Origin of the sequence: Elongatibacter sediminis, assembly GCF_037892215.1 — a bacterium.
Classification (GTDB): domain Bacteria; phylum Pseudomonadota; class Gammaproteobacteria; order Xanthomonadales; family SZUA-36; genus Elongatibacter; species Elongatibacter sediminis.
In genome coordinates, this window is the sequence record NZ_JAZHOG010000002.1 from 115,282 (window position 1) to 127,381 (window position 12,100).

General features: G+C 64.0%; 9 protein-coding genes. 2 read left to right on the forward strand and 7 right to left on the reverse strand.

Annotated features, from left to right (window positions below):
* Positions 1-10: 10 nt before the first annotated feature.
* A complete protein-coding gene (locus tag V3330_RS03310) occupies positions 11-1,174 on the reverse strand; it encodes an acyl-CoA dehydrogenase family protein (protein WP_354693968.1) in 1,164 nt (387 codons plus the stop codon).
* Between the two features lie 156 nt (positions 1,175-1,330).
* Between V3330_RS03310 and V3330_RS03315 the strand changes: the two genes are divergently transcribed.
* Together V3330_RS03315 and metH are read left to right on the forward strand one after the other, a co-directional pair.
* The gene (locus tag V3330_RS03315) at positions 1,331-2,287 is read left to right on the forward strand and encodes a metalloregulator ArsR/SmtB family transcription factor (protein WP_354693969.1); all 957 of its coding nucleotides are present in this window, start codon (positions 1,331-1,333) and stop codon (positions 2,285-2,287) included.
* Positions 2,284-5,994, forward strand: a complete 3,711-nt coding sequence (metH, locus tag V3330_RS03320) for a methionine synthase (RefSeq protein WP_354693970.1) — start codon at positions 2,284-2,286, stop codon at positions 5,992-5,994. Before V3330_RS03315 ends, metH begins: the two co-directional genes overlap by 4 nt.
* 31 nt (positions 5,995-6,025) lie before the next feature.
* Here metH and V3330_RS03325 read toward each other — a convergent pair whose 3' ends face one another.
* The 6 genes from V3330_RS03325 to V3330_RS03350 form a co-directional block, all read right to left on the reverse strand.
* Positions 6,026-6,592: a DUF2058 family protein gene (locus V3330_RS03325; protein ID WP_354693971.1), complete on the reverse strand. Its 567-nt coding sequence runs from the start codon at positions 6,590-6,592 to the stop codon at positions 6,026-6,028.
* Positions 6,589-7,596, reverse strand: coding sequence for a GDP-L-fucose synthase family protein (locus V3330_RS03330; RefSeq protein WP_354693972.1), 1,008 nt, complete (start codon positions 7,594-7,596; stop codon positions 6,589-6,591). The genes V3330_RS03325 and V3330_RS03330 overlap by 4 nt, the downstream gene beginning before the upstream one ends.
* Positions 7,596-8,696: a GDP-mannose 4,6-dehydratase gene (gmd, locus tag V3330_RS03335; RefSeq protein ID WP_354693973.1), complete on the reverse strand. Its 1,101-nt coding sequence runs from the start codon at positions 8,694-8,696 to the stop codon at positions 7,596-7,598. Before gmd ends, V3330_RS03330 begins: the two co-directional genes overlap by 1 nt.
* Before the next feature lie 21 nt (positions 8,697-8,717).
* A complete protein-coding gene (locus tag V3330_RS03340; protein ID WP_354693974.1) occupies positions 8,718-10,040 on the reverse strand; it encodes a UDP-glucose dehydrogenase family protein in 1,323 nt (440 codons plus the stop codon).
* Positions 10,041-10,132: 92 nt separating this feature from the next.
* The gene (locus V3330_RS03345) at positions 10,133-11,137 is read right to left on the reverse strand and encodes an NAD-dependent epimerase/dehydratase family protein (protein ID WP_354693975.1); all 1,005 of its coding nucleotides are present in this window, start codon (positions 11,135-11,137) and stop codon (positions 10,133-10,135) included.
* A 40-nt stretch (positions 11,138-11,177) separates the two neighbouring features.
* Positions 11,178-11,864, reverse strand: a complete 687-nt coding sequence (locus V3330_RS03350; RefSeq protein WP_354693976.1) for an FKBP-type peptidyl-prolyl cis-trans isomerase — start codon at positions 11,862-11,864, stop codon at positions 11,178-11,180.
* Between the last annotated feature and the right edge of the window lie 236 nt (positions 11,865-12,100).

The window sequence follows — 12,100 nt, forward strand, 5'->3', positions numbered from 1 at the left end:
CATCACCGATTCAGCGCAAGCCCGTCTCCAGGCGGCCGATGACCATGCGCTGGATCTCGCTGGTCCCCTCGTAAATCTCGGTAATCTTGGCATCACGGAAATAACGCTCGACGGGCATTTCCTTGCTGTACCCCATACCGCCGTGGATCTGCACCGCCTGGTGCGCCACCCACATCGCCGTTTCGGAGGCGAACAGTTTGGCCATGCTGCCCTCGAGCGTATACCGTTTGCCACTCTTCTCACCCTGCTCTTTGGCCCAGGCGGCACGCAGGGTCAGCAGGCGAGCGGCCTCCAGGCGGGATTTCATGTCGGCGATCTTGGCCTGCAACATCTGAAAGGATCCGATCTCCTGCCCGAAGGCCTTGCGCTCGCGCACGTAGGCGAGGCTGGCATCATAGGCGGCCTGCGCGATGCCGACCGCCTGGGCGGCGATGCCGATGCGGCCGGCGTCGAGGACGCCCATGGCGATTTTGAAGCCCTCGCCTTCTTCACCGAGGCGGCAGTCCGCCGGGCAGTGATAGTCCTCCAGTTCGATCTCGCACGTGGCGGATGCCCGGATACCCAGCTTGGGCTCCGTCTTGCCACGAACAAACCCGTCCTTCGACGTGTCGATGACAAAAGCCGACACGCCGCGCGCTCCGGCCTGGGGGTCGGTCATCGCGAACAAAACGACATAGTCGGCCACCGGCCCCGAGGTGATCCAGGACTTCTTGCCGTTGATCACGTAATGGCCGCCGTCTTCAGACCGCACGGCGCGGGTGCGCATGTTGGCGGAGTCGGATCCGGACTGCGGTTCGGTCAGGGCGTAGGCGCCGATCGCCTGGCCCGAAGCCACCGGTGTCACGAAACGCTGCTTCTGCTCCTCGGTTCCATTTTTCAGAATGCCGTGCGCGTACAGGGAATTATTGACGGACATGATCGTGCCGTGCGCGGCATCGGCAGCGCTGATTTCGATCATCGCCAGCACATAGCCGATGGGGTCGAGGCCGGCACCGCCATATTCAGCCGGGACTTCAACCCCCATCAGACCCAGCTCACCCATCTGGGCGATGGTCGCGGCGGGGAACTCTCCACTGGCGTCATAGCCGGCCGCAACCGGCACGATTTCGTCGCGGGCGAAATCATGCGCCGCCGCCTGGATCATCAACTGCTCTTCAGTCAACTCGAACTGCATCGTAGGGGCACCCTGTCCACGTCTTTGAAGGGGCTGCAATTATACGTGCTACGGGCGCACAATACTGCCCCGTCCGGGCCGACGGGGCCGGCGTATTGACCTCAACGCCCGCAACCGATAGTCTTCATATATCTTCGAATCAAGATATAGAGATATATGCCCACGGGCGACTTGGCAAAGCTGGATCTGCAACAGGCGAGCCTGCACTGCCGCCTGCTGGCCGATTCTACACGACTGCGTCTGCTGCTCCTGCTGGAGGAGGAGGAGCTCAGCGTGGCCGAACTCGCCGCCATCACTCAGTTGGCCCAGCCACGTGTATCCACCCATCTCGCCCGGCTGAAAGAAGCCCGCCTGGTCATCGACCGGCGTGAAGGCGTGTTCGTGTATTACCGCATTGTCTCCCCCTTTGACGACACGGCGTTGGCGGAATTGTGGCAGGTGCTCAGGCAAAGCCGCTCCGACCCTCTGGTGCAGCAGGATCTGGAACGCATCCCGCAGGTGCTGCGCAAACGAACCGGCGATACCTGGGCCGAAAGCGTCGCCGGCGACATGGACCGGCATTATTCGCCCGGCCGGACCTGGGAGGCGACCACCCGTGCGCTGGTGCACCTGGCTGATCCGGGCGACGTGCTGGATGTCGCCTCCGGTGACGGCGTGCTGGCGGAACTGCTCGCCCCGGTGGCACGCAGCGTGGTCTGTGTGGATATCAGTGAGAAAGTCGTCGCCGCCGGCCGGCGTCGGCTGAAGTCGCGCTCCAACGTGCGTTTCGAAACCGGAGACATGCACGAACTTCCGGTTCCGCCCGAGTCGTTCGACACCGTTTTGCTGATGCATGCCCTGACCTATACCGGGCGCCCGGAAGCCGTGCTCACCGCGGCGGTGTCGGCGCTGCGCCCGGGCGGGCGGCTGCTGGCCGTGACCCTGGCCCGGCACCGGCACGAAAAAGCCGTGCAACCCTACAACCACGTCAACCTCGGATTCACCGAGAAACAGCTGCGCGGCCTGGCGGAAAACGCCGGCCTCGACGTGGCCTTCTGCGCGCTTTCCGCGATCGAAAAACGCGCCCCCAATTTTTCGGTACTGACCCTTTACGGAACCAAATCTCGCCCATGAACACACTGCCTTACCGCGACCCCCAGCGGGCCGACCTGCTGGCCCGCCTCATGCACGATCGCATCCTGGTCACCGACGGCGCGATGGGCACCATGATCCAGAGCCTGGGCCTGGGCGAGGCGGATTTCCGCGGCGAACGTTTCGCCGATCACGAATCACCATTGCGCGGCAACAACGACCTGCTCAACCTGACCCGGCCCCGAGACATTCGCGCCATCCACGACTCCTTCCTGGACGCCGGTGCGGACCTGCTCGGTACCAACACCTTCAACGCCACGTCGATTGCCCAGGATGACTACGCAACGATTCATTGCGTACGGGAGATCAACCGGGCCGGCGCGGAACTGGCGGTGGCGGCCGCCCGGGCCGCCGAAGCGGATGAGCCCGACCGTCCGCGATTCGTCATGGGCGCGCTGGGGCCGACCAACCGGACGGCTTCACTGTCGCCGGACGTCAATCGGCCGGAATTCCGCAACATCGACTTCGACGGTTTGCGGGAGGCCTATGCCGAGGCTTCTCTCGGCCTGTGCGAAGGCGGTTGCGACCTGCTCGTCGTGGAAACCGTGTTTGACACGCTCAACTGCAAGGCAGCGCTGTTCGGCATCGGTGATACGTTCGAGGCGCTGGGCTACCGCCTGCCCGTGGTCATTTCCGGCACCATCGTCGATGCCAGCGGACGCACCCTGTCGGGCCAGACCGTGGAAGCCTTCTGGCACTCCATCCGGCATGCGAAGCCGTTCGCCGTCGGCCTCAATTGCGCGCTGGGCGCGACCGAGATTCGCCCCTGGATCCGCGCGCTCGCGCGGGCAGCCGACTGCCCGGTGATCCTCTATCCCAATGCCGGCCTTCCCAACGAGCTCGGCGAATACGACGACAGCCCCGAACACATGGCCGAGGTCATCGGTGAATTCGCCGCCGAAGGGCTGCTGAACATCGTCGGCGGCTGTTGCGGCACCACCCCGGCTCACATCGCCCGCATCGCCGCCGCCGTGGAGGGCAAGAGACCCCGCACTCCGCCTCAGCCGGAACGCCATTGCCGTTTGTCCGGACTCGAACCACTGACCCTCACTCCAGATCTGAACTTCGTGAACGTCGGCGAGCGGACCAACGTCACCGGCTCGGCCGTGTTTCGCCGGCTGATCGAGAACGACCAGTACGCCGAGGCCCTCGATGTGGCCCGCCAACAGGTGGAGAACGGCGCCCAGATCATCGATGTGAACATGGACGAGGGACTGCTGGACGGCCCCGCGGCGATGCGCCACTTTCTCAACCTCATCGCGACGGAACCGGACATCGCACGGGTGCCGGTGATGGTGGACTCCTCGCGCTGGGACGTGATCGAGGCCGGACTGAAATGCCTGCAGGGCAAGGGCATCGTCAATTCCATCAGTCTCAAGGAAGGCGAAGCGGCGTTCATCGAACAGGCGCGGCTGGTGATGCGCTACGGCGCCGCGGCCATCATCATGGCATTCGACGAGAATGGCCAGGCCGACAGCCTGGAACGGCGGGTCGAGATCTGCCAACGCGCCTGGCGCCTCCTGACCGAAACCGTCGGCTTTCCGCCCGAAGACATCATTTTCGATCCGAACATTTTCGCCATTGCCACCGGCATCGAAGAACACTCCAACTACGGCGTGGACTTCATCGAAGCCACCCGGCGGATCAAGGAACGCTGCCCGGGCGCCCTGATTTCCGGGGGCGTGAGCAACATCTCGTTTTCGTTCCGCGGCCAGAACCGCGTGCGCGAGGCGATCCACTCGGTGTTCCTCTACCACGCCATCCAGGCCGGCATGGACATGGGTATCGTCAACGCCGGCCAGCTCGAGGTTTACGACGAAATCGATCCGGTGCTGCGCGAGGCGGTCGAAGACGTGGTGCTCAATCGCCGCGAGGACGCCACCGAACGCCTGCTGGACATCGCACGCTCTTTTCAGGGCGATACGGCGCGCGAAGCCGCCGATGAAGCCTGGCGCGAAGGCCCGGTACGTGAACGGCTGGTGCACGCCCTCGTCAAAGGCATCACCACTTACATCGAGGAGGACACCGAGGAAGCCCGCCAGGCTTCAAGCCGGGCCCTGGATGTGATCGAAGGTCCGCTGATGGACGGTATGAATGTGGTGGGAGACCTGTTCGGCGATGGCCGGATGTTTCTGCCACAGGTGGTAAAGAGTGCGCGGGTCATGAAACAGGCCGTCGCCTACCTGATTCCCCACATCGAGCGGGAAAAAGCCGAGGCTGGCGGGCAAGCCCAGGAACAGGCGCATGTCCTGATGGCTACGGTCAAGGGTGACGTGCACGACATCGGAAAAAACATCGTCGCTGTCGTTCTGCGCTGCAACAACTTCCGGGTCACCGATCTGGGAGTCATGGTGCCGGGCGAAACCATTCTCGACACGGCACTGCGCGAAAAAGCCGATATTGTGGGTCTGTCCGGCCTGATTACGCCCTCACTGGAAGAAATGCGGCAGGTGGCCGAGGAGATGGCGCGCCGCGGCATGGATTTGCCGCTGATGATCGGCGGCGCGACCACCTCACGCGTCCACACGGCGCTGCGCATCGACCCCCAGTATGAAAACGGTGTGTTCTGGGTCAAAGATGCCTCACGAGCCGTCGGTGTCGCACGTAAACTCACCGACAGCGACAGTCGGCGCGAGCTGCAGGAGAGCACCGCACAGGATTACGCCGCACTGCGCGAGCGGCGCGCGAAGGGCAGCCGGCGTGCACCACCGGTGGCGATCGACGTGGCGCGAAAAAACCGACTGGCCATCGACTGGACCGGCGGAGTAGCACCACCACCCGTCCGGCCCGGCCTGACGGTGTTCCGGGATTACCCGCTGGAGGAATTGCTCGACTACATCGACTGGACCCCCTTCTTTCAGACCTGGGAACTGGCGGGCCGTTACCCGGACATCCTGCAGGACGAAGTCGTTGGTGAAACCGCTTCGAGCCTGTTCGAGGATGCGCGCGCCATGCTGGACCGCATGGTTTCCGAACGCTGGGTCCGGGCCGCCGCCGTGGTGGGTATCTACCCGGCCGAAGCCCGGGGTGACGACGTCGTGATCTTCACCGGCTCCGATCGCGGGGAAACGCTCGAACGATTTTCGTTTCTGCGCCAGCAGAAACACAAGGCCGATGGCCGGCCCAATCTGTGCCTGGCGGATTTCATCGTGCCCGCGGATGCGCCGGGCGCCGGACCCGACCATCTCGGCCTGTTCGCAGTGACCGCCGGACTCGGCATCGAGGAACGGGTCGCCGAATTCGAACGCGACAACGACGATTACCAGGCGATCCTGCTCAAGGCCCTGGCCGACCGCCTGGCCGAAGCCCTGGCCGAGCGCATGCACGAACGGGTACGCCGGGAGCTGTGGGCTTATCAAGCCGATGAAAGCCTGAGCAACGAGGATCTGATCAAGGAACGCTACCAGGGCATCCGCCCTGCCCCGGGCTACCCGGCCTGCCCGGACCACAGTGAAAAAGAAAAAATATTCCGGGTTCTCTCGGCGCCGGAAAATGCCGGCATGCAACTTACCGAAGGATTGGCGATGCTGCCCGCCGCGAGCGTGTCGGGCTACTACTTCGCCCACCCCGAATCACAGTATTTCGTGGTCGGACCTGTGCTGCCGGATCAAATCGAGGACTACGCCAGGCGTAAAGGCTGTGACGCCGACCAGGTCAGGCGAATGCTGCCGGCCAATCTGCACGACTGAACCGGCCGCGCCAACCGCTGCAGCGGTGCCTTCAAGCTTCTTCGGCCTCATCGGCCGAACCGGAGTCGTCGGCGTCCGTATCGGCAGCGAGGTCCACAACGTGTTCCGAGGAAATCTGGCGCACCGCATCGACGTGACCCGGCTCGAGTATGTGATAGCCCCCCATCAGGTACACCAGGCCCAGGCGGTTTTCGTTCAGGCCCTCGAGCTGTTCCGCGGTGACGTGAACCTTGCGGATCCGTCCCTTGTACATGAAATACCGGGCTTCTTCGGCGTCAGCGTCGTTCAACCGGTTGGGTTCAACGATGGCCCGTATCGACTCGTTGATCTTGCGGCGGCGGCGGTCTTCTTCGCGTTTGCGGCGCTTGGCGGCGCGTGCTTCGGACTTCTCCACCTCCTCGCGCAGGCGGAACGCCTCTTCCAGGGTGAGATCGGCCCCGGCCCTGGCCTTCGCTTCAAGCCCGGCCGTGGCCCCGGGCCCACGGCCACCGTCCTTTCGCGGCTTGCGTCGTGACGGCTTGCCCCGTTTGCGCTTCCCCGCCGGCCGGTCCTTGGCCAAACCCAATTCCAGCAGTTGATCCTGCAGTGACTTGCTCATGAACTGTCCTCGCGCGGCGTTATGCCGCGCACCCCTCCTTCGATGTTTTCGCGCATCCATTCCAGGGTCGCGCGCAGCCCCTGTTCAAGTGAAATGCGATGACGCCAGCCCAATGCCCGAATGCGGGCGACGTCGAGCAGTTTACGCGGCGTTCCGTCCGGTTTCGACGGGTCGAATTCGATGCTCCCCCGGTAACCGGCCAGATCGGCGATGCGTTGGGCGAGTTCGGCGATCCCGATGTCCTCGCCGACCCCGATATTGATGTGCGAAGCCCGTTCCGGAAGCCCGGACCAGAATGTCCCGGCATCAGCCCGCATCACGCACAGGCACGCGTCCGCGAGGTCATCCACGTGCAGGAATTCGCGGCGCGGACGGCCACTGCCCCAGACCCGCACGGATTCGCGGCCGTCGGCCGCCGCCTCGTCGAAGCGCCGCAACAGCGCGGGCAGCACGTGGCTGGTTTCGGGGTCGAAATTGTCCCCGGGGCCGTACAGATTGGTCGGCATCACGCTGCGAAAATCCGCCCCATGCTGACGGTGGTAGGCTTCACACGACTTCAGGCCGGCGATCTTGGCCACCGCGTAGGCGTCGTTGGTCGCCTCCAGCGGGCCGGTCAGCAGCGCCTCTTCTCGAATCGGCTGTTCAGCCAGGCGGGGATAGATGCACGAACTGCCCAGAAACAACAGCCGTTCCACACCGGCGCGGTGCGCCGCATCGATGACGTGGGTCTGGATCAACAGGTTGTCGCGGATGAAATCCGCCGGCCAGGTATCGTTGGCCAGGATGCCGCCAACCCGGGCCGCCGCCAGGTAGACCTGGTCGATCCGGGTGTCACCGAAAAACTGCTCGACCTGTGACTGGCGCGTCAGATCGAGATCCGCGCGGTCGCAGGTGATTGTTTCGACGTCGTTTTCATCTTGCAGGCGCCGCAACAGCGCGGAACCGACCATGCCGCGATGGCCGGCGACGAAGACGCGGTGCGGCCGATCCTCCGCGACCGCCATCAGAGCCGCTCCCGATCGTCTCGGACCAGCGCCTCCTCGCGAGCCAGGCGCAGGTCATGGTCGACCATTTCCGCCACCAGAGCCCCGAATTCGGTGCGTGGTGCCCAGCCCAGTTCGCGGCGCGCCAGCGACGCATCGCCCAGCAGGGTTTCGACTTCGGCGGCGCGATAATAGCGCGAATCGATTCGGGTAATGACATCATCCGTGCGAAAGGCCAGCTCCGGATTTTCCGAAGCGACGACAACCGCGTGTTCCGATTCGTCTTCACCGCGCCATTCGATCCGGACGCCCATGCGGGAAGCCGCCGCCACCACGAAGTCCCGCACTGAATGCTGTACGCCGGTGGCGATCACGTAATCCCGCGGCGCGTCCTGCTGCAGCATCAGCCACTGCGCCTCGACATAGTCCCGGGCATGGCCCCAGTCGCGGCGCGCATCGAGGTTGCCCAGGTAGACGCAGTCGTCCAGCCCATGCGCGATGCGCGCCAGCCCGCGTGTGATCTTGCGTGTCACGAACGTCTCGCCGCGCAGCGGTGACTCGTGGTTGAACAGAATGCCGTTGCAGGCGAACAGACCGTAGGCTTCCCGGTAATTGACCACGATCCAGTAGGCGTACAACTTGGCGACGCCGTAGGGCGACCGCGGGTAGAACGGCGTGCTCTCGGTCTGGGGCATTTCCTGCACCTTGCCGAACATTTCCGACGTCGAGGCCTGGTAGAAACGGCAGGCCCGCTCGAGACCGAGGTTACGAATGGCTTCCAGCAGGCGCAGGGTTCCCACCGCGTCCGACTCGGCGGTGTACTCAGGTTCCTCGAACGACACGGCGACATGACTCTGCGCCGCCAGGTTGTAGATTTCGTCCGGCTGCACGGCCTGGATGGTCCGCTGCAGGCTGGAACCATCCGTCAGGTCGCCGTAGTGCAGGTGCAGCCGGGCTCCCTGTTCGTGCGGATCGGCGTAGAGATGATCGATACGCTGTGTATTGATCAGGGACGCACGGCGCTTGATGCCGTGTACTTCGTATCCCTTGCCGAGCAGGAATTCAGCCAGATACGCGCCGTCCTGTCCGGTGATACCCGTTATCAAAGCTCGCTTGGTCATGATGATCCGTACCCGGGCCCGTCAGGGTCGTCCGATGGCGTAATAGGTAAACCCCCTGCGGCGCACCACGTCCGGCGACCAGATATTGCGGCCGTCGACCAGCACGGGTTGACGCATGGACTGGTGCAGTCGACCGAAATCAGGTGCCCAGTAAGGCTTCCATTCGGTCACCAGCACCAGGGCGTCCGCACCGTCGGCGGCCTCATAGGGATCCTCGGCGAGATGCAGTCCCGCGGCACCGTCAAACACCCGCGAAGCCTCGTCCAGGGCCTCCGGGTCGTGGGCGGCGACTTCGGCGCCCCGCTCCAGCAGGCTGCGGATGAGCACCACGCTGGGGGCTTCGCGCATGTCGTCGGTATTGGGCTTGAACGAAAGCCCCCAGATCGCGATCCGGGTGCTGTTCAGCGCATCGCCGAAATGGGATTTGAGCCGCGCGAACGCCTTTTCCTTCTGGCGATTGTTGACCGCCTCGACGGCGCGCAGCAACTCGGCTTCGTAGCCAAACTGGCTGGCCGTCCGCTCCAGCGCGCGAACGTCCTTGGGAAAACACGAGCCCCCGTAGCCGACCCCCGGATAAATGAATGAGTAACCAATGCGCGGATCGGAACCGATGCCCAGACGGACATGCTCGATGTCCGCTCCGACCCGTTCGGCCAGGTTGGACAATTCATTCATCAGGCTGATCTTGGTCGCGAGCATGGCATTGGCCGCGTACTTGGTCAGTTCAGACGAACGGATGTCCATGCACAGCAGTTTTTCGTGGTTGCGATTGAACGGGGCGTAGAGTTCGCGCAACAGGTGTTCGGCTTCTTCGTCATCGGTGCCGACCACGATCCGGTCGGGCTTCATGAAATCCGCGATGGCGGCGCCTTCCTTGAGGAATTCCGGATTGGAAGCGACCGTGAATGGCACCTGGGCACCCCGCTCGTCCAGGGCGCCCTGGATGGCCGAACGTACCTGTTCGCAGGTGCCGACCGGAACCGTCGATTTAACCACCACCAGCAGCGGGGACTGCAGGAGATGCCCGACACCGCGGGCCACGTTCAGCACGTGGCTGAGGTCGGCCGAACCGTCCTCGCCGGGCGGGGTCCCGACCGCGATGAAGAGCACTTCGGCATGTTCGACCGCCGATTCCAGCGACGTGGTGAAATCCAGCCGGCCCTGTCGTGTGTTTTCCTCGATCAAGGCGTCGAGGCCCGGCTCGAAGATCGGCACGACGCCACGGCGCAGTCCGTCGATCCGGTCTTCGTCGATGTCCATGCAGCGCACGTGGTGACCCACTTCCGACAGACCGGCCCCGCTGACCAGTCCCACATAGCCACTGCCCACAATCGAAATTCGCATGCCACTTCCTCGTGTCCGTCCGCCACCCCGCAGAACACCGTCCGGAGGTCGCGGCACCGGTATTGTAATGAAATCCCCCGCCGGGGCGGGCATCAACCGCCGTAGTATTCCCGGAACCAGGCCACGAAATCGGCGACCCCCCGCTCCAGTGGCGTATCCGGGCGGTACCCGTAATCCCGCTCGAGGTCGCTGCAGTCCGCCCATGTGCTGTGCACATCGCCGGGTTGCGCGGCTACTTTCTCGTAGCGCCCTTCCCGGCCCAGGCAGGTTTCGAGCACGCGCAGGAATTCCATCAACTCCACCGGCCGGCTGTTACCGATGTTATACACACGGAACGGTGCGTCGCTGGACGCCGGATCGCGATCGCCACCGGGTTCACCGGCGGATGGCGGTTCTCCCAGCGCGACGGCGAGCACGCCGGCAACGATGTCGTCCACGTAGGTAAAGTCCCGCTGATGATCACCGTAATTGAACAGCCGGATGGTTTCGCCTTCGCTGATGGCGCGGGCGAACCGGATCGGCGCCATGTCGGGCCGGCCCCAGGGACCGTAGACGGTGAAGAACCTCAGCCCCGTCACCGGCAGCCGGTACAAATGAGCATAAACGTGCGCCATCAACTCGTTGGCACGTTTACTCGCCGCGTACAGGGACAGGGGATGATCGACCGGATCGTGCTCGGAGAATGGCACCTGTGGGCTGTCCCCGTACACCGAACTGGATGACGCATACACCAGGTGCGGTACGCCCGCATGTCGACAGGCCTCCAGCACCGAGGCGAAGCCCACCAGGTTGGAATGCACGTAGGCCATGGGTTGGTCGATGGAGTAACGCACCCCGGGCTGCGCCGCCAGGTGCACCACCCGCTGTGGAGCCTCGTTGCGTACCAGCGATCCGAAGGCCGCGGTATCGGCCACGTCCAGCCGCTCGAAGCGGAATCCTTCCCGGCGCTCGAGCCGGGCCAGGCGGTCGCTTTTCAAACGGGGGTCGTAATAGGGATCCAGCGTATCCACGCCGGTGACGGCATGGCCGCGCTCGAGCAGAGCGAGCGCGACATGCATGCCGATAAAACCCGCTGCACCGGTGACGATCAGACGCACGGCACGTCCGTCCTCGGAAGCAGGCGGGAGCGGGCCGGTACTACTGCCCTTCGATGCCGAGCAGTTCGACTTCGAAGATCAGGGTCGCATTGGGCCCGATCGGTCCGCCACCGGTGGGCCCGTAGGCCAGGTCCGAAGGGATGTAGAACATGAACTTGCTGCCCACCGGCATCAGTTGCAGCCCCTCGGCCCAGCCCGGGATGACCTTGTCCAGTTCGAAGGAAATGGGTTCGCCACGCGCGTAGGAACTGTCAAATTCCTCTCCGCTGAGCAGGGTGCCGCGATAGTGTACGCGCACACGGTCGGTGGCCGCGGGCCGGGGACCGTCGCCCATTTCGATGACCTCGTACTGCAACCCGCTGTCAGTGACGACGACACCTTCCTTGTTGCGGTTCTCCAGCAGGAAGCGGTCACCCTCGGCGGCATTGGCTCCGGCAACGGCTTCGCGTTCCGCTTCCGCCGCGGCACGCCGCTTGGCGATGTAGCCTTCGCGGATCGTCGCCGCTTCTTCCGGCGACAACGCCGGAGTTTCATCGTTGTACACGGCGCGAATGGCATCGAAAAGTGCGTCGAGGTCGAGCTCCGTGCCTTGCTGTTTGAGGGATGCACCGATATCCATACCGATGATGTAGCCGAGTTTTTCGGCTTCTGTCTGGGGCTGCGCGGCGGCCGTACTGGCGCTGAAAATGAGGGCGGCCAGCAGTCCCGCGACGGAAATTGATCGCATTGCGTTGATACTCCTTGTTTGAGTCGCACGGAGGTCGTGCCCGGATCGGACAAGGACGTTCCGAGCCGCGGATTGTCCCCTGATTGGCCGGCTGAGGCAAATCAGCACGGCTGTCGCGCCTGCGTCCGCACCAAGCTGCCTCATGCTCCGCGGCGCGGCGGCGGGAGCGCGGGAAACCCCTTGGCTTTTTTCGGAACTGGTGTTATAGTTCAGTACAACACCAAAGCGATAATTGA